Below are 17769 nucleotides of genomic sequence, written 5' to 3'. Positions count from 1 at the left end.
CTTGTGCGAGTCGAAACAGCCACCCGGGAACCTGCCCGGAACCCGCCACCCACCCGTTCGGCCCTCCCCGACTGCACGCGCCCGGCCCCCGCCCGACCGTGGGGGACATGAAGTTCGCCGAAGAGTTCAGATCCGCCGTCACGCCCAGAGCCGCGCTCCTCGTCATCGGCGTCCTGGCTCTCCAGCTCCTGTTCATCACCTCGTACGTGGGGGCGCTGCACAATCCGAAGCCGAAGGACGTCGCGTTCGGCGTCGTCGCGCCGCAGCCCGCGGCGGCGAAGCAGCTCGCCCAGCAGCTGGACAAGCTGCCCGGCTCCCCGCTGGACGCGCGGGTGGTGGACGACGCGAAGACGGCCCGCCAGCAGGTCCTGAACCGGGAGATCGACGGCGCCCTGGTGTTCAAGGCCAAGGGCACGCAGGACACCCTCTACGTCGCGTCCGGCGGCGGCACCGTCCTGGCCTCCTCCCTCCAGGGCCTGGCCACCACGATCGACGCCCAGCAGCAGCGCACGGTGCGGACCGTCGACGTGGCACCCGCCTCGCAGCAGGACTTCGACGGGCTCTCGGCCTTCTATCTGGTCGTCGGCTGGTGCGTCGGCGGCTATCTGTGCGCCTCGATCATGGCGATCAGCGCCGGATCCAAACCCGCGAGCCCGCAGCGCTCCGCCATCCGGCTCGGCTCGCTCGCGGTCTTCTCGATCGTGGGCGGCATCGGCGGCTCACTGATCATCGGCGACTCGATCCTGGGCGCGCTGCCAGGAGCCTTCTGGGGCCTGGCCGGACTCGGCGCCCTGATCACCCTCGCGGTCGGCGCGGTCACGCTCGCCCTGGAGGAACTCACCGGCGTCGTCGGCATCGGGCTTGCGGTCCTGCTGATCGTCATCGCGGGCAACCCGAGCGCGGGCGGCGCCTTCCCGCTGCCGATGCTGCCGCCGTTCTGGCAGGCGATCGGCCCCTGGCTGCCGCCGGGCGCGGGCACCTGGGCGGCCCGCTCCATCGCCTACTTCAAGGGCAACGACCTCACCCACTCGCTGCTCGTCCTGTCCGCGTGGGCGGTGGTGGGCATCGTCGTGACGCTGCTGGTGTCGGGCCTGCGCGAGAAGCGGCGGGGCGCGCGGGGCGGGCCGGCCACCGAGCCGGCCCCAGAGCCCACCGCGTGAACTTCCCGCACCGCTCGGGCCCGGCCGCCCAAGCCAGCTCCGTCAAACGAATGGAACCGACGGCCCAGGCACAGCTCGGCCCGCTCGGCCTGACGGCGGGGTTCTGGGGCGTCCCCCAGAAGACACAGCATTGTCGCCACGATGATCGCCACCGGTATCGACGCGGGCATCTTCCCCGAGAAGCTGGCGGCGGGCGACGTGCCCACCGTCGGCTTCTTCATCGGCGGATTCGGCCTGTTCTGGATGGCGAAGGCCCTGATGCTGGAGCCCGTCGAGTCGTGACCTGACACGACCCGACGGGCTCGGCCCGGAGCGCTACGCGATGGTCCCGTAGTACGCCTGCCGCATCAGCCGCTTCATGTCGTCGATCATCGGCATCCGCGGATTGGCGGGCGCGCACTGGTCGGCGTAGGCGTTCATGGCCTGCTGCGGCAGGGCCGCCATGAACTCCCCTTCGTCGACGCCCTCTGCACGGAACGACGCCGGGATGCCGCACCGCTCGCGCAGTTCCTCGACGGCCTTCGCGTACGACTCCACGCCTTCTTCGGGGGTGGCCGCGGGCAGGCCGAGCATCTTCGCGATGTCCTGCAGCCGCTCGGGCGCCCGGTACGTCTCGGCCTTCGGCCACGGCGTCGCCTTGTACGAGACGGTGCCGTTGTGCCGGATGACGTGCGGGAGGAGCAGCGCGTTGGTGCGGCCGTGGGCGACGTGGAAGGTGTTGCCGAGGGTGTGTGCCATAGCGTGGACGAGGCCGAGGAAGGCGTTGGCGAAGGCCATGCCCGCGATGGTGGAGGCGTTGTGCATCTTCTCGCGCGCCTCGGGGGCCCTGGCACCCTCCGTCACGCACGCCTCCAGGTTCTCGAAGATGAGCCTGATGGCCTGGAGGCACTGGCCGTCGGTGAAGTCGTTCGCGTACACGGAGACGTACGCCTCGGTGGCGTGGGTCAGCGCGTCGAAGCCGGAGTCGGCGGTCACGGTGGGCGGCAGGTTCATCGGCAGCATCGGGTCGATGATCGCGACGTTCGGGGTGAGCGCGTAGTCCGCAAGGGGGTACTTCTGGGCGGCGGCCGGGTCGGAGATAACGGCGAAGGGGGTGACCCCGGAGCCGGTGCCGGACGTGGTCGGGATGGCGACGAGCTTCGCCTTCTCGCCCAACTGCGGGAACGTGCAGGCCCGCTTGCGGATGTCGAAGAACTTCTCCTTCGTGTCCGCGAACTCGATCTCGGGGTGCTCGTACATCAGCCACATGATCTTCGCGGCGTCCATCGGCGAACGACCATCCGCGCGGCCAGTTCGAGGCCGTGCTCCGTGTCGTTCGCCTTGAGGGCAGCGAGGATCGGGGAGAGCTTCTCGCGGGTGAGCGGCTCGTCCGGGCCGACCTCGGCGCACTCGGCGACGAGGATCGAGGTGTCCTCGGGGATCTCGAAACCGGCCTGCTCCGCGATCCAGACGGCGGACCTGCCGACGACCGACGCGTTGAGCTCGGCGCCCGAGCAGTCGCCGCCGTGGGCGGTGGCGCCGAAGACGAACTCCTCCAGCTTGGTCTTTTCGGCGGCGGTCACGACATGCGCGCCCAATCGCTCCATCTCGGCGATGCCGTCCTCGTAGATCTCCCGGTCGAGGATCACGGCCTGCTCGGAGGCGCAGATCATGCCGTTGTCGAAGGCCTTGGAGAGCACGATGTCGTGGATGGCGCGGCCCAGCTTGGCGTCCTTGGCGACGTACGCGGGTACGTTGCCCGCGCTGACGCCGAGGGCGGGCCTTCCGCACGAGTAGGCGGCCTTGACCATGGCGTTTCCGCCGGTGGCGAGGATCGTGGAGACGCCCTCGTGGTTCATCAGGAGGCCCGTCGCCGCCATCGACGGCTCCTCGATCCACTGCACGCAGTGCGCGGGGGCGCCGGCCTCGATCGCCGCGTCGCGCACGATGCGCGCGGCTTCGGCGGAGCACTTCTGGGCGCTGGGGTGGAAGGCGAAGACGATGTCGTCGACCTGTTCCTGGTCGTACGTCTCGAACCTCGCGAGCGCCTCGCGCGCTCCAGCGACCAGTTCGTCGACCGTCCCCTGAACTGTCCCCTCGGCATCCACGGCAGGCTCCTTTTTCACGCCTTTCTCGCTGATGCCTCAATTCCACACCTTTGGGCTCCGCTGATGGGGCGGGGAACGTCCTCGGCCCGTGGGACCAAGGTCCCGCGCCACCATGCAAAAGCCCCGCCCCCGGTCTCCCGGGGGGCGGGGCCCAATGCGTCAGTCGGTCAGCCGATTTCCGTGCCTGTGGCGGAGAGCGCCTCCGTCACCGGCTGGAAGAAGGTCTCGCCGCCGGACGTGCAGTCGCCGCTGCCGCCGGAGGTGAGGCCGATCGCCGAGTCGCCGGAGAAGAGCGAGCCGCCGCTGTCACCGGGCTCGGCGCAGACGTCGGTCTGGATGAGGCCGTTGACGATGTCGCCGTTGCCGTAGTTCACGGTGGCGTCGAGGCCCTTCACCGTGCCGTCGTGCACCTGCGTGGTGGAGCCGGAGCGGGTGACCTGCATGCCGACGGTCGCTTCGGCCGCCTTCGTGATCTCCTGCGCGGACCCGTCGTAGAGGTTGACCTCGCTGGGGTGGTCGACGCCGGACGCGTACTTCACGAGCCCGAAGTCGTTGTCCGGGAACTGGGAGTCGGCGTTCGTGCCGATCTCCTGGCCGCTGGAGTCGGTCCAGGTCGAGATCGACTCGGTGCAGTGGCCGGCCGTGAGGAAGAACGGCTCACCGCCCTTGGTCACGTTGAAGCCGAGGGAACAGCGGCCGCCGCCCCCGGTGATGGCGTCGCCGCCCGAGACGAACGGCTTGAACTCGCCCTGGCTGCGCTTGAGTTCGGCCTTTCCGCCGAGCTTCTCGACGACTCCGGTGAGCTGGTTCCAGGCAGATCCCTTGACCGTACGGTCGGCGGTGACGACGACCTTGTTGGTGGCGGGGTTCACCGCCCAGGACGTGCCCGGGATGGTCGCGTCCTGCTTCAGGGTCGTCCGTGCGCCCTTCAGGTCGGCCAGGGAGTTCTGGACGACTCTGGCCTTCGCGCCGGCGGCCTCGGCCGTCTTCGCGGCGTCCTCGTCAAGGACGTTGACGACGAGCTGCTTGGCCTTGGCGTCGTAGTAGCTGCCCGCCGAGTCCGCGCCCAGGTCCTTCGTCAGGGACGAGGCGAGAGTTCCGGCCTTGGTGATCGACAGCTGCTGCGCGGCCACGTCCGGTACGTCGGTGCTGGCGTTCGCGGTCTGGAGGGTGATGCCCGCGGCGGCCAGGGCGAAGATTCCCGCTCCAACCACTGCGACACGTCGCTTGGGTATGCGTCGGTGCTTCAACTCTCGTCCTCCTGTGGGGGGTTGGGATGCCGGTTCGAGTGGGGTCGGACCGGATCCGTGAGGCTGACTGGCCCACTATCCCGACCGTCACAGCGAACACACAAGGTCGACTTCCGGACGCGCGTTCGTCAACCGTCGTACGCCCTCTACCCCTTGAGTGCGCCCCCGCGCCCCACGTGGACCCCCACCGCACACACACCGTGCATCCTTGGATGGGCGGAGGGTGAGGTCTAGTCCTGTCCGGATTTCGCCCCTGCTTGGCCGCCATTCACCGTGGGTTCGGGGGGACTCGCCGCATCCCTCTCCTCGGACGCGGACTCGGGCGCCGACGCCTCGGTCAGCCCCGGAAGCGCCCCATCGGCGAGTTGTGTGACGGCTGCCCGCGCCGCGTGCTCCGCGTCCCCGGGCGTGGCCCGCTCCAGGAAGCGCAGCAGTTCGACCGGGAAGGGCAGCACCAACGTCGAGTTCTTCTCGGCCGCGACCGCCACCACCGTCTGCAACAGCCGGAGTTGGAGGGCGGCCGGCTGATCGGACATCACCTCGGCGGCCTCGGCGAGCTTCTTCGAGGCCTGCAACTCGGCGTCGGCGTTGATGACTCGGGCCCTGCGCTCACGGTCGGCCTCGGCCTGCCGTGCCATCGAGCGCTTCATGGTCTCCGGCAGCGACACGTCCTTTATCTCGACCCGGTCGATCTGCACGCCCCAGCCCACTGCCGGGCTGTCGATCATCAACTCCAGCCCCTGGTTGAGCTGTTCGCGGTTCGACAGCAGATCGTCCAGGTCGCTCTTGCCGATGATGGACCGCAGCGAGGTCTGCGCCATCTGCGAGACGGCGAACCGGTAGTCCTCGACCTGCACCACGGCCTCCGCCGCGTCGACGACCTTGAAGTAGATGACGGCGTCCACCCGCACCGTGACGTTGTCCCGCGTGATGCCGTCCTGCGCGGGCACCGGCATCGTCACGATCTGCATGTTGACCTTACGGAGCCGGTCCACGAACGGCACGACCATCGTGAACCCCGGCCCGCGCACGGACCTGGTGAGCCGGCCGAGCCGGAACACCACCCCGCGCTCGTACTGCTTGACGACCCGCGCCGCGGACATCACATAGACCCCGCCGGCACATACGACGGCCACTCCCGCCGTCACCAGTTCCTCGACCATCTCACGGTCCCCCAGGGTCCGAAGTGGGCGCAAAAGGCGTGTACTTCGACGGTAGCCCCGTAAGGGGCACATAGGGAGAGCCCCCGCCCGGCCGAAATGGCCGGACGGGGGCTCCCTTTGCTGGCTGCGACTGCGGAACGTACGACAGGGTGCAGCGGTCGGATCAGTAGACGCTCACGCCGTACGCGCTGAGTGCCTCGGTAACCGGTTGGAAGAACGTGGTGCCGCCGGAGGAGCAGTTGCCGCTGCCGCCGGAGGTCAGGCCGTAGGCCTTGGTGCCGCCGTAGAGCGGGCCTCCGGAGTCACCGGGCTCGGCGCAGACCGTGGTCTGGATGAGGCCGGAGACGATGTCGCCGCCGCCGTAGTTCACGGTGGCGTTGAGGGCGGTCACCTTGCCGCTGTGGATGCCGGTGGTGGAGCCGCGCCGGGTGACGGTCGTCCCCACGGAGGGGGTCGCCGCACTCGTGATGTCCTGGCTGCCGACGGTGCCGGCATGCGCGACACCGCTCGCGTACTTGACGATGCCGTAGTCGTTGCCGGGGAAGCTGGATCCGGTGGTGCTGCCCACGGTCGAGGTGTGCGCGGAGTTGGACCACCAGGTCCCGGCGCCGTCGGTGCAGTGACCGGCGGTCAGGAAGTAGTAGGTCCCGGCGCTGTTGCGGACGTTGAAGCCGAGTGAGCAGCGCCAGCTGCTCGCGTAGATGGCGTCGCCGCCGGATATCAGCTTCTTGAAGGTGCCCGCCGTGCGCTCGACCTTGAGGGCGCCCGCGGTGTCGCCGGCCGCCTTCTCGATCTTGTTGATCTCGGCCTGCGAGACCGTGCTGTCGACGGTGACGACGACCTGTTTGGTCTTGGAGTCGACGGCCCAGGCGGTGCCTGCGACATCGGCGGACCGGACGGCGTCCCGGGTCTGGGTGAGTTCGGAGGCGCTGAACGTCTGCGACGCGTCGGACGCGTTCGCGGAGGGAATCGCGAAGGCTGCCACGGCGAGCAGACCGGAACCGACGGCGATCAGCCGGGTCGATCTGGTTCTGCCACTGCGGGGGGTGCTGCGCTTGATCCTCACTGCTCGTTCCTCCCATAGGGAACTTGGGGGCCCTCGTGGGGATGGGGCCCGTGAGGCGCAGTCAGGAACCGACGGTTGTCCGGATTCCGGACCCGCCGTGCCCCTGACAATCGCTGACGGGAGTATTCGCCGGTCGAACAGCCCCGCACAAGAGTGCCTTTCGGACTTCCCTCAATTCTTCGCAACCGCTGCCGACCTGTACGGGGCCGGTGTCTCAGACCCCGCAGTCACAGCACGAGCAGCAATCACAGCAGTCGCAGCAGTCGGGTCCGTCGCAGTTGCGGCAGCAGCCCTCGCGCTTCTTCCGCGACCAGGCCCCCTCGTACTCCTCGGCACAGCACACCTTGCAGGTGCAGCACAGCCCGATCGCGACGGCGCACCCGGCGAACAGCCCCCGCTTCCCGGGCTTCGGCGACTTCCCGAACGGGTCGCCGCCGGAGCCGCCGGGCCCACCCGGACCGCCGGAGCCACCGCCGCCGTACGGATTGTGGGACCCGTACGGCCCCGAACTCCCGGGCCCGTACGGCGTGTGCGGCGCGGATTCGTCGCCGTGCTGCGGCGTCGACGCCGCCCCGGAGTGCGCGTGGGCGGTGGCGCAGCCCCCGGTCCCGAACGCCCGGTCCACGGAGCGCCCCAGCTCGTGCGCGAGCAGCAGGTGGGCCAGCTTGCCGTCCACGAAGTCGACGTCGCGGAGCGCGAGCCGGATGCCGCGCAGGGCGTCGTCGGCGAGCCGCCGCGCCTCGGTGGCCGAAGTGCCGGTGGCGGTGAGCGGGTTCCACGCGCCGGCCGCGGCATCGGCGTCCCGGTCCTCGACGGCGTCCAGCAGGTGCGCGAGCCGCCCGAACAGCCGGCCCACCTCGGCGAGCGGCTCGGCGTTCCCCGGCCGCCCGGCGAGCGTCGCGGTGTGCGCGAAGGCGGCGGCGGTCGCGGTCTCGGTCGGCTCGGTCACGGCGAGAACAGGGGTGCCGGGCCCCGCGAGCGCCTCGACGCCGGCCTGCCGCTCGACGGCCTCGGCCAGGACCGCCGTGTCGAACCCGACGTCAGATCCTGTGCGGGCCCCGGCCCTTGCCCAGCCAGCGGCGACCTTCCGCGCGGCGGCGGCCACGGGCCCGCGCGCGAACAGCCCGTCCCGGTCGTCGACATGGTCGCGCACCTTCGCCGAGGCGAGGGCCAGGGAGACGGCCGCGGCGAGCCGCGCGCCCTCGCCCTGTGCGACGGAAGCGCCGCGCATGCCCCGCAGCGGGCAGGGTCCGGCCTGCCGCCGCCACGCACCGGCCGCGCCCACCCGCTCGCTCTGAGCCTCCGTCAGAACCGAGACGAGCAGACCGTCGTAGTTGGTGACGACACGCGCGAACTGCCCGTGGTCTGCGCGCAGCGCCAGACAGAGCCCGCAGAGGTGGGCCATCCACTGGGTTCTGAGGCTCTCACCGAGCCGATGAGAGCAGGGCCGGACCATGCCGAACAAGAAGACTCCCCCGTACACCGAGTGACGGCCCGTCAACCCGGGCGCGCGACGACGGCATCGTATCGAGCCCTTGCGCGGCACCTTCGTTCACCCGTACGCACCGAAGGTCACCCATACGCCGTGAAGAATCATATTTCACTCACCATCAGCAGCCGTATCCCGTACAACCCTTGGGAACTGGGGGACAACGTCACGCAGACTGTGCACCAGTACCGTCACGAAACCCCCGCGCGGCGACTATCCCCTTGGCGTCGCATCTGCATCATGGACGAACATTGGGGATGCACGACATGCGGAGTGCGGAACGCAGAGGAACCGCTTGAGAGGAGGCGTCCATGGGATCGGTGCGCAAGGCGAGTGCCTGGCTTGGCCTCGTCGACGACAACGATGAAGAGCGTTACTACGACGACGACTACGACGAGGGGCCCGAGCCCGCCGCCGCCGGCGACGCGGCCTGGGTCACGGACCCGCGCGTGAAGGTCGCCTCCGAGGAGGCCCAGGAGAAGGGCCGCCGGATCGGCACGGTGACCCCCGACAGCTTCCGGGACGCGCGCAGGATCGGCGAGATGTTCCGGGACGGGGTTCCGGTCATCATCAACCTCACGTCGATGGAGGCGACCGACGCCAAGCGCGTGGTGGACTTCGCGGCGGGCCTGATCTTCGGGCTCCGGGGTTCGATCGACCGGGTCGCCACGCGGGTGTTCCTGCTGAGTCCCGCGGATACGCAGATCGTCTCGGGCCGTGACGCCAAGGAACCGACGGACGGTTTCTTCAATCAGAGCTGAGCGGTTCGGGGGCCTCCCCCCGGACCGCGCGTCACGCGGCCGAGGACTCCGCCGGTGACGAAGCCCGCCGCGGCGCCGCCACGTCCGCGTCGTCCGCCGCGGGGGCCTCGCACTCCATCCGCCGGGGCAGCCGCAGCGCGGCGAGCGCCCCGAGGAACAGCAGCACCCCACTGACGATCAGCGTGACGTGCAGACCATGCACGAACGCGGCGCGCGCGGCATCCTGCAGCGCGTCCCCCGCCGTGCCCCCGAGCCGCGCGGCGATCTGGTACGCCTCCCCCAGAGAGTGCCCCGCGGCCGTCGACGTGCCGTCCGAGACCCCCGGCACATGGCCGAGGCCGGGCGCGTACGCCGCGTTCATCACGGAGCCGAGCAGTGCGATGCCCATGCCGGCGCCCAGCTGGTACGAGGTCTCGCCGATCGCGGCCGCGCCCCCGGCGTCGTCCGCGGGAGCCTCCGTGAGCATCGACTCGTAGGCCCCGAACAGCGTGCTCTGGAAGCCGAAGCCGAGCAGTACGAAGCCGAGGCCGAGCAGCCACGGCTGGTCCCGCTGGCCCATCGCGCAGAGCATCAGCACGGCGCAGGCGGTCAGCGCGAAGCCGGACGCCACCATGGCGCGCGGGCCGAAGCGGCGCAGGACCGCCGAGCCGAGGACGCCCGCGGTCATCGCGGCGAAGGTCAGCGGCAGCATCCGCAGGCCGGTCTCGAGCGGGCTGAGTCCGAGTACCAGCTGGAGGTACTGGACCGCGATCAGTTCGAGGCCGACGAGGGCGAGCATCGCGATGACGATGCAGCCGATGGATGTCGAGAAGGCGACCCGCGAGAACAGCTTCATGTCGATGAGCGGGTGCTCGCGGCGGCGCTGGCGGCGCACGAAGAGGAAGAGCAGCACGACGCCGACGACGAACGGCAGGATGGCCTCGGCGTCGAGCAGATCGCGCTTGGTGCCCAGCTCCTTGATGCCGTAGACGACACCGAGCACACCGAGCGCGGCGAGCAGCGCGCCGAACAGGTCCCACGGGCCGTCGCTGCGCCCCTTTGACTCGGGCACGAGGACCCGGCACAGCGGCAGCATGATCAGCATCAGCGGGATGTTGATGAGGAAGACGGAGCCCCACCAGAAGTGCTCGACGAGGAAGCCGCCGAGCACGGGGCCCGCGGCGGCGCCGACCGCGGCGACCGCGGTCCACACGCCGATCGCGACGGCCCGCTCGTGCCGGTCGGGGAAGACGTCGCGCAGGATCGAGAGCGTCGCGGGCATGATCATCGCGCCGCCGATGCCGAGGATGGCGCGGGCCACGATGAGTACCTGTGCGGTGTCGGAGAACACGGCGAGCGCGGAGGCCGCGCCGAACAGGGCGTAGCCGAGCAGCAGGATCTTCCGGCGGCCCACTCTGTCGCCCAGCGTGCCGAACAGGATCAGCAGCGAGGCGCACACCAGCGGATAGGCGTCGCCGATCCACAGGAGCTCGACGGACGTGGGCTTGAGGTCCTCGGTGACCGAGGGCAGCGCCACGTAGAGGATGGTCGAGTCGAGGGCGACCAGGAGGAGGCTCGTGCACAGGACGACGAGGACGACCCAGCGGTGCGGACGGGTGCCCATGGCGGCCAGGCGCCCGAGCGCGCGCCCGGAGGCCGTGTTCGTCCCGGACATGTACGTACCTCCCAGTGGTCCTCGCGTTCGGCGGATCCCAGGACTGGGGACGGCATAAGGCCTTGTCTGGGTATCCGGCTCGGGAGGAGCGGTCTCCCGGCCCTGCGGCGAAAGGCGAGTAAGCCGTCAGCGTACGCGAGTTCTCGCCAATGACACGTGGCGGACCTCTCACGGCATCCGCACGCTGGTGTGGCGTGCACCACTCCAGAGGAGGGGGCCTGCTGGTGGGGCGGACGGGGCGGATGTCGATAATCGGGGCCGTGACGGACGTGGACCAACGACATCGACCCTCGCCGCGGCACGCCGCGCCCGCCCTGCTCGGATACGCCGCCGTGCGGGCGTTCGGCCTACTGGTGCTCTGGGTGTGGAGCGCGGCGACGGGCAAGAGCGCGCACACACTGCTCACGGCCCGCTGGGACTCGCTCTGGTACACGCGGATCGCCGAGCACGGCTACGGCTGGTCGGTGACGCTGCCCGACGGCACCGTGCACTCGAACCTCGCGTTCTTTCCGCTGCTTCCGTGGCTCGAACGCGCCGTCTCGGCGGTCAGCCCCCTGCCGTACGCGGACGCGGGTCTCGTGGTGAGTCTGCTCGCCTCGCTCGCGGCGGCGTGGGGGATCTTCGCCGTCGGGGATCTGCTGCACGGGCGGGCCGCCGGGATCTGGCTCGCGGTGCTGTGGGGTGCGCTGCCCGTCGGGATCGTGGCGTCGATGGCGTACAGCGAGGCGCTGTTCACGGCGCTCGCGGCGTGGGGCCTGCACGCGGTGCTGCGCCGGCACTGGGTGGGCGCGGGGTCGCTCGCCGCGCTCGCGGGCCTGACCCGGCCGATCGGGGCGGCCGTCGTGGTGGCGGTGTGGGTGGCGGCGGCGCTGTGGGTCCGGCGGGAGCGGCGGGTCTCGTGGCGGCTCGTGCTCGGGGTGCTGCTCGCTCCGGCGGGCGCCGCGGCGTACGTGCTGTGGGTCGGGCGGCGGACCGGTGGCGGGCTCTTCGGCTATCTCGACGTGCAGGCGCAGTGGGGCAACGGCTTCGACGGGGGCGCGGCCTTCGCCGGGTTCGTCGCCGAGCAGTTCACGTCACCGCTGGGCGCGCTCACCGGGGTGGGTCTGATCGTCGGGGTCGCGCTGGTGATCTGGCTGTACGTCGCCGGTGTGCGGCAGCGCCAGCCGCTGCCGGTGCTCGTCTACACGGGCGTCGTGGTCGTGCTCGCGCTGTGCGCCTCGGGGTACTTCGGCTCGAAGCCGCGGCTGCTGCTGCCCGCGTTCCCGCTGCTGCTGCCGCTCGCGGTGGCGCTCGCCCGGTGGCGTACGGCCAGGGCGGCGTGGGTGGTCGGCGGTCTCGCAGTGTTGTCGGCGGCCTACGGAGCGTTCTGGCTGAACGGGTCGGGTCCGCCGTGAGCGGTGGGTGAACGGCCAATTCCGCACGGGTATCAGGTGAACGCATTCATAAGCGTCATATAATGAGCCCCGGAAACGATCTTTGAATTCGGGAACCTTTCCTTCCGGGTAACTGAAATCGTGGGAATATTCGGCCATCTGAGATCAATCCCACATCACATCGTCATCACAAAGCCCCTGATTCGCGTCGGTCCACCTGTCGGTCGCTGTAGCGTCGATTGGGTGCGTACCGAACGAAACCTGACCCGCCGTGTGGAGCGGGTCTTCGCCAGGCTCGATCGCGAGCCCGAACGACCGGCTCATGTGGACATCCCCCACATGAGCCGGCACCGGGTCGTACTCTTCGGGCTGACCCTGTCCTTCTACCTCGCGATCGTGCTGGCGGTGCTCGTCACCTCGCAGCTGGTCGCGATCGACTGGCAGGTCATGTTCTTCCGGCCGTACCAGCAGTGGCCCGGCATCCACGCCTTTCTCGACTACTGGGTCGTCCTCGGCCAGCGCGGCCCGACGGCCGTCATGGTGACGGCGTGGCTCGGCTGGCGCTCCTGGAGACAGCACACGCTGCGGCCGCTGCTGATGTTCGGCACCGCGCTGCTGCTGCTCAACGTGACGGTGGGCGCCGCCAAGTACGGTATGGGCCGCGCCGGCCCGCACTACGCCACCACCATCGGGTCGAGCGAGATGTGGCAGGGCGGCGACATATTCCCCTCGGGCCACACCTCGAACGCGGTGGTGACCTGGGGCATCCTCGCCTTCCTCGCCTCCACCCCGCGGGCCAGGCGCTGGCTGTCCGCGGCCTCCGCGGTGATCTCCCTGAGCGTCGGCCTGACCACGGTCTATCTCGGTACGCACTGGCTGAGCGACGTACTGCTCGGCTGGGCCGCGGGCCTGCTCATCCTGCTCGCGCTGCCCTGGCTCGAGCCGCTGGTGACCCGCGTCGAGGCGTGGATCCTCGCGTGGCGCGACCGGCTGCGCGGCCGCTCCGGCGCCCGGCTGCCACGACCGGAGTCCGATCCCGTCCCGGTCCCCGCGATGAGCCCGACCCGCACGCGCGAGTCCGTCGGCGCCACCAGGTCGAAACGCCAGCTGCTTCCGCAGGGCCCGCACACCCCGCGCGGCGAGCGCACGCCGATCACCCCGGCGGGCAGCCGCCGACCGGCCACGGAGCGAGTCACGCGCGCGACGCCGTCGACCAGACCGGTGTCCTGAGCGCGCCCACCAGACGGCGGGGCCCGGTACGCACAGCCAAGCCCCGCACCGCGAAGGCCCCCGAACCTCTTTCAGGTTCGGGGGCCTTCGCATGTCTCAGGGGCCGCGGACGGCAGGCCGGGGGCCCTCAGCCCTTCCAGCAGCGCGTCACCTTTCCCTCGGTGACCTCGAAGTTGAGCCGCCCTGCCAGGTACTCCATGGTGATGATCGCGCCCGGCGGCAGCTGCCTGACCGTGGACCAGCCACGCGCGCCCGCCTGCGACTCGGCGCTGTGCGCGTCGAGCCCGACGTACGTGTCCGGATTGTCCTGTGGTTCCGCCGGCGGGGTGGGGATGGGTGCCATGCGGCCAACGGTAGGCCGCGGGTCACGCTTTTGTCACAAGATCACGACAGTTGTTTTTTAAGAGTTCCTCACACGATCGAGCGTTCCTTGCCTCTTACTTGTCCCTTACTTTCGCCCGTAACGCCCGACCCTATCGAATTGTCGCGGTCCACCGAATATCCTCCGCCGGACCGTCTACACGAGCCCCGCACCCTTTAGCGCAATTCCCCGCGCCTTTTCGAATCCGACGGCCGCACGGGCGAGTTGAGGCCGTCCGGGAATTATCTGTCCATGCCAGAAACAGGGGTACGCCCTCTGTCGCCACGGGGGTGCACGCGCGCATCATGTCGTGAGTCCGCAGCAGGCCCGAGGCGCGCAGCAGCGAGGGGGCAAGCGATGGGTACGACCGGGGTGCAGGCCGGGCCTGCGACGGTGGGGGTGCCGCGCGAGCGACACCCGGGGCGGATCGTCGTGGACTGGCTGACCACGACCGACCACAAGAAGATCGGCCACCTCTACCTGATCACGTCGTTCGGCTTCTTCCTGATCGGCGGGGTCATGGCCCTGCTCATGCGGGCCGAACTCGCCCGCCCCGGCCTGCAGATGCTCTCCAACGAGGAGTACAACCAGCTGTTCACGATGCACGGCACGATCATGCTGCTGCTGTTCGCGACGCCGACCTTCGCGGGCTTCGCCAACGAGATCATGCCGCTGCAGATCGGCTCGCCCGACGTCGCGTTCCCGCGCCTGAACATGTTCTCGTACTGGCTGTTCCTCTTCGGCGGCCTGATCGTGCTCGGCTCGCTCGTGGTGCCGGGCGGGGCCGCGGACTTCGGCTGGTTCGCGTACGCGCCGCTGAACAGCCTGACCCGCTCCCCCGGTGTCGGCGCCGACCTGTGGATCATGGGGCTCGCGCTCGCCGGGTTCGGCACGATCCTCGGCTCGGTGAACTTCCTGACCACGATCATCGGGATGCGGGCGCCCGGCATGACGATGTTCCGGATGCCGATCTTCACGTGGAACACGCTGTTCACGTCGATCCTGGTGCTGCTCGCGTTCCCCGTCCTCGCGGCCGCGCTGCTCTGCCTGGAGGCGGACCGGCGGTTCGGCTCCGTGGTGTTCGAGGCCCAGTACGGGGGGGCGCTGCTGTGGCAGCACCTCTTCTGGTTCTTCGGGCATCCGGAGGTCTACATCATCGCGCTGCCCTTCTTCGGGATCATCAGCGAGATCCTGCCGGTCTTCAGCCGCAAGCCGATCTGGGGCTACACGATGCTGGTCGGCGCGACGATGGCGATCACGGGCCTGTCGGTGGTCGTGTGGGCGCACCACATGTTCGCCACCGGCGGGGTGCTGCTGCCCTTCTTCTCGTTCATGTCGTTCCTGATCGCGGTGCCCACGGGCGTGAAGTTCTTCAACTGGACCGGGACGATGCTGAAGGGCTCGCTGTCCTTCGAGACGCCGATGCTGTGGTCGGTCGGCTTCCTGACCACGTTCCTCTTCGGGGGCCTGACCGGCGTCATCCTCGCCTCGCCGCCGATGGACTTCCATGTCACCGACTCGTACTTCGTGGTGGCGCACTTCCACTACGTGGTGTTCGGCACGGTCGTCTTCGCGACCTTCGCCGGCTTCTACTTCTGGTGGCCGAAGCTGACGGGGAAGCTGCTCGACGAACGGCTCGGCAAGATCCACTTCTGGACGCTGTTCGTCGGCTTCCACACGACGTTCCTGGTCCAGCACTGGCTGGGCGCGGAGGGCATGCCGCGCCGGTACGCGGACTATCTGGCGGCGGACGGCTTCACGCTGCTCAACACCCTCTCGTCGATCGGAGCGTTCCTGCTCGGCCTGTCCACGCTGCCGTTCCTCTACAACGTGTGGCGGACGACGAAGTACGGCGTGAAGGTCGAGGTCGACGACCCGTGGGGGTACGGCCGTTCCCTGGAGTGGGCGACGGCCTGCCCACCGCCGCGCCACAACTTCGTCACGCTGCCGAGGATCCGCTCGGAGTCCCCGGCCTTCGACCTGCACCACCCGGAGTTCGCGGCCTTCGAGGACCGGCCGCTGGAGTCCGGGCACAAGAACTAGGACGCCTGGTTCAGGTCTGGTCCTGGACCGAACTCACCTGCACCGAAAGGTCGTTGGCCCCCGTGTAGTAGGCCTCCGCGGCCAGTTCGCCGCGGCCCGCGACGGCCACCCGCGACACCGGGTACGCAAAGATCGGCTTCTTGTCGGCTATGTCGTCGAGCAGCCGGGCGAGCCGCACCTGGGGCCCGTCGTCCCCCGCGGGCCGCAGCCACAGGTCCCAACGGCCCTCGCGCAGCTCGTCGTAGCCGATGCGGAGCGTGAACCTCGGCCCGTCCCAGTCCAGTTCGCCGCGGAGTACGGGGCCGCGCACCGCGCGGGAGCGGATCTCCGCGTACGCCTTCGCCGTGAACCCGGCGCCGTAGACCCGCCCCTGAACGGTCAGTTCGCCGTCGTCGATGAGCAGTTCACCGGCCTCCGCGTGCGGCGCCCGCAGCCAGCTGCGCACGGTGAGGTTGCCGTTCTTGGTGACGTACGGGATGCGTACGGCGACGTAGCCGCGCGAGCCGCTCGGCGCCCGGTCCACCAGGGAGCGCAGATCGTTGACTCCCGGCACGAGCCGCACCGGATCGTCCCCCGCGACCTGTGCGTACGCGTCCCAGCGGCCCTCCTCGAGGGAGACGCTTATCGGCAGCGACGCGCGCAGCCGCCCCTCGCCCGTCGGCGTGAGCGGCAGCCGCACCGTGTGCCCGGAGGCCCGGTCGACGAGCACCAGGCTGGCCGGGTCGGGCGAACCGTGGTCGGTGACGTCGAAGGTGAGCCCGCCGGCGGAGTCGGCGATGCAGTCGGCTCGGGGCGGCATGCGGACGCTCCTGTCGCTGTCTTCGGGGCACGGCGGGGGCGGGGCCGTGGGGGCTGTCATGCGGGGTGTCCCTTCCGCTGCGGTCGTAGGGCGTCGCGCACCGCGTGGGCGCCGTCGATGAGCGAGCCGCGGGCCCGGTGCAGCAGGCCCACGGAGCCGCCGCGCGCGGTGAGCGAGCCGAACAGGTCCTCGTAGCGCTCGGCGATCCGCGCCGGGTCGAAGCGCTCGGAACGGCTGAGGGCGTGGGCGCTCATCTCCTGGCGCAGGGCGTCGTTGTTGATGAGTTCGAGCAGGCCACCGGAGATGGCCTCGACGCTGCCGACCTCGACGAGCCGGCCGTCGACACCGTTGTCGATGATCTCGCCGGGACCGTGCGGGCAGTCGGTGGCGACCACCGGAAGACCGCAGCGCATCGCCTCGACGATCGTCATCCCGAAGGACTCGTAGGTCGAGGTCACGGCGGCGATGGAACCTTTCGCCCACTCCGGCTCGATGGGGTGGGCGGGCCCCATGAGGTACACGTGGTTGTAGAGGCCGAGCTCGTCGATGAGCGTGCGCAGCTTGTCCTTCTGCTTGCCGCCCCCGTAGATGCGCAGGCGCCAGTCGGGCCGCTCGGCGCGCACCTGGTCGAAGGCGCGCACCAGCAGGTCGTAGCGCTTCACGGGCGCGAGCCTGCCGGCCGCCACGACCCATTTGCCGCTGCCGTCGGCGGGCGCGATGCCGGGCTCCGGTACCGGGTTGGGCATCGCTTGGATGCGCACGCCGGGGAGTCGCAGCCGCTCGCGGTAGGCGTGGGCGTCGGCCTCCGTGGTCGTGGTCAGCGCGTCGAGGGCCCGGTAGCTGCCGCGCAGTTCACCGCGGAGCGCGGCGGAGTGCGTGCCGAGGGTGAGGTGCTCCTGGCCGACGCGCAGCACGCCGCGCCTGGTCTCCCGCGCGAGGTGCACATTGAGGCCGGGCCGGGTGCCGACGACGACATCGGCTTCCAGGGAACCGAGGTGCTCGGCGATCCGCCGGTCGGTGAGCGCGCTGTACTGCTCGTAGCGCCCCTCGCTGCGCGGAAAGACCGTGGCGGAGCGCTGGAACTCCGGGTCATCGCCCTCGTACCCGGCGGAGCCCTTGCGCAGGTCGACCAGGTGGCGCACCCGTATGCGCGGGTCCGGTGCGAACACCGGCTCGTCCCGGTGCCGGAAGACGGACACGACTTCCACGTCGTGATGGTCGGCAAGCGCGCTGGCAAGGTTGTACGTGGTGCGGATCGTCCCTCCGATCCCGTACGCGTTGTGAATCAGAAAAGAAATCTGCATGCGCCCTCGTATCTGTCTGAACAGTCCGC

At 70.0% G+C, this 17769-nt stretch carries 14 protein-coding genes and 1 pseudogene; 6 read left to right on the top strand and 9 right to left on the bottom strand.

The annotated features are described in order from the left end of the window. Window positions 1-107 precede the first annotated feature (107 nt). Together ACWD2L_RS31725 and ACWD2L_RS31720 are read left to right on the top strand one after the other, a co-directional pair. Window positions 108-1160, top strand: a complete 1053-nt coding sequence (locus tag ACWD2L_RS31725) for a DUF3533 domain-containing protein (protein ID WP_351341862.1) — start codon at window positions 108-110, stop codon at window positions 1158-1160. Window positions 1161-1301: 141 nt separating this feature from the next. Continuing rightward, window positions 1302-1442, top strand: coding sequence for a hypothetical protein (locus ACWD2L_RS31720; RefSeq protein ID WP_351341861.1), 141 nt, complete (start codon window positions 1302-1304; stop codon window positions 1440-1442). 33 nt (window positions 1443-1475) lie between these two features. On the opposite strand, the pseudogene ACWD2L_RS31715 reads toward ACWD2L_RS31720, so the two are convergent. The 5 genes and pseudogenes from ACWD2L_RS31715 to ACWD2L_RS31695 form a co-directional block, all read right to left on the bottom strand. Beyond that, window positions 1476-3247 (bottom strand): annotated as a pseudogene (locus tag ACWD2L_RS31715) (iron-containing alcohol dehydrogenase). 167 nt (window positions 3248-3414) lie between these two features. Further along, window positions 3415-4497 carry a S1 family peptidase gene (locus ACWD2L_RS31710; protein ID WP_351341859.1) on the bottom strand — a complete coding sequence of 361 codons (1083 nt, stop codon included), beginning with the start codon at window positions 4495-4497 and terminating at the stop codon, window positions 3415-3417. A 230-nt stretch (window positions 4498-4727) separates the two neighbouring features. Further along, window positions 4728-5660, bottom strand: coding sequence for a slipin family protein (locus tag ACWD2L_RS31705; protein ID WP_351341857.1), 933 nt, complete (start codon window positions 5658-5660; stop codon window positions 4728-4730). 163 nt (window positions 5661-5823) lie between these two features. Further along, window positions 5824-6726, bottom strand: a complete 903-nt coding sequence (locus tag ACWD2L_RS31700) for a S1 family peptidase (RefSeq protein ID WP_351341855.1) — start codon at window positions 6724-6726, stop codon at window positions 5824-5826. A gap of 214 nt (window positions 6727-6940) precedes the next feature. Next, window positions 6941-8191 carry a DUF5685 family protein gene (locus ACWD2L_RS31695; RefSeq protein ID WP_351341853.1) on the bottom strand — a complete coding sequence of 417 codons (1251 nt, stop codon included), beginning with the start codon at window positions 8189-8191 and terminating at the stop codon, window positions 6941-6943. A 335-nt stretch (window positions 8192-8526) separates the two neighbouring features. On the opposite strand from ACWD2L_RS31695, the gene ACWD2L_RS31690 reads away from it, so the two are divergent. Beyond that, a complete protein-coding gene (locus tag ACWD2L_RS31690) occupies window positions 8527-8976 on the top strand; it encodes a cell division protein SepF (protein ID WP_351341851.1) in 450 nt (149 codons plus the stop codon). A gap of 31 nt (window positions 8977-9007) precedes the next feature. On the opposite strand, the gene ACWD2L_RS31685 is transcribed toward ACWD2L_RS31690, so the two are convergent. Next, window positions 9008-10630 (bottom strand): MFS transporter, encoded by a 1623-nt coding sequence (locus tag ACWD2L_RS31685; protein ID WP_351341850.1) that lies wholly within the window; start codon window positions 10628-10630, stop codon window positions 9008-9010. Between the two features lie 260 nt (window positions 10631-10890). Between ACWD2L_RS31685 and ACWD2L_RS31680 the strand changes: the two genes are divergently transcribed. Together ACWD2L_RS31680 and ACWD2L_RS31675 are read left to right on the top strand one after the other, a co-directional pair. Continuing rightward, complete coding sequence (locus tag ACWD2L_RS31680; RefSeq protein ID WP_351341848.1) at window positions 10891-12024, top strand: hypothetical protein; 1134 nt, start codon at window positions 10891-10893, stop codon at window positions 12022-12024. 222 nt (window positions 12025-12246) lie between these two features. Beyond that, window positions 12247-13233 (top strand): phosphatase PAP2 family protein, encoded by a 987-nt coding sequence (locus ACWD2L_RS31675; RefSeq protein WP_351341846.1) that lies wholly within the window; start codon window positions 12247-12249, stop codon window positions 13231-13233. Window positions 13234-13360: 127 nt separating this feature from the next. Here the strand turns inward: ACWD2L_RS31675 and ACWD2L_RS31670 are convergent, their stop codons facing one another. After that, the gene (locus ACWD2L_RS31670) at window positions 13361-13576 is read right to left on the bottom strand and encodes an I78 family peptidase inhibitor (RefSeq protein ID WP_351341844.1); all 216 of its coding nucleotides are present in this window, start codon (window positions 13574-13576) and stop codon (window positions 13361-13363) included. 375 nt (window positions 13577-13951) lie between these two features. Here ACWD2L_RS31670 and ctaD point away from each other — a divergent pair, with 375 nt between their 5' ends. Continuing rightward, a complete protein-coding gene (gene ctaD / locus ACWD2L_RS31665; RefSeq protein ID WP_351341842.1) occupies window positions 13952-15637 on the top strand; it encodes an aa3-type cytochrome oxidase subunit I in 1686 nt (561 codons plus the stop codon). 10 nt (window positions 15638-15647) lie between these two features. Here the strand turns inward: ctaD and ACWD2L_RS31660 are convergent, their stop codons facing one another. Both ACWD2L_RS31660 and ACWD2L_RS31655 read right to left on the bottom strand, forming a co-directional pair. Then, window positions 15648-16436, bottom strand: coding sequence for a hypothetical protein (locus tag ACWD2L_RS31660; protein ID WP_351341840.1), 789 nt, complete (start codon window positions 16434-16436; stop codon window positions 15648-15650). A 56-nt stretch (window positions 16437-16492) separates the two neighbouring features. Beyond that, window positions 16493-17740 carry a glycosyltransferase family 4 protein gene (locus tag ACWD2L_RS31655; protein WP_351341839.1) on the bottom strand — a complete coding sequence of 416 codons (1248 nt, stop codon included), beginning with the start codon at window positions 17738-17740 and terminating at the stop codon, window positions 16493-16495. Between the last annotated feature and the right edge of the window lie 29 nt (window positions 17741-17769).

The sequence above is a fragment of the Streptomyces sp. NPDC002754 genome (assembly GCF_053592315.1).
Note: the sequence above shows the minus strand (reverse complement) of the source record. Positions and strands in the feature narration are given on the sequence as shown.

Coding starts and splice junctions, on each gene's coding strand:
- ACWD2L_RS31720 (WP_351341861.1), top strand. CDS start 1,302: ATGATCGCCACCGGTATCGACGCGGGCATCTTCCCCGAGAAGCTGGCG.
- ACWD2L_RS31660 (WP_351341840.1), bottom strand. CDS start 16,436: ATGCCGCCCCGAGCCGACTGCATCGCCGACTCCGCCGGCGGGCTCACC.
- ACWD2L_RS31725 (WP_351341862.1), top strand. CDS start 108: ATGAAGTTCGCCGAAGAGTTCAGATCCGCCGTCACGCCCAGAGCCGCG.
- ACWD2L_RS31670 (WP_351341844.1), bottom strand. CDS start 13,576: ATGGCACCCATCCCCACCCCGCCGGCGGAACCACAGGACAATCCGGAC.
- ACWD2L_RS31690 (WP_351341851.1), top strand. CDS start 8,527: ATGGGATCGGTGCGCAAGGCGAGTGCCTGGCTTGGCCTCGTCGACGAC.
- ACWD2L_RS31655 (WP_351341839.1), bottom strand. CDS start 17,740: ATGCAGATTTCTTTTCTGATTCACAACGCGTACGGGATCGGAGGGACG.
- ACWD2L_RS31705 (WP_351341857.1), bottom strand. CDS start 5,660: ATGGTCGAGGAACTGGTGACGGCGGGAGTGGCCGTCGTATGTGCCGGC.
- ctaD (WP_351341842.1), top strand. CDS start 13,952: ATGGGTACGACCGGGGTGCAGGCCGGGCCTGCGACGGTGGGGGTGCCG.
- ACWD2L_RS31685 (WP_351341850.1), bottom strand. CDS start 10,630: ATGTCCGGGACGAACACGGCCTCCGGGCGCGCGCTCGGGCGCCTGGCC.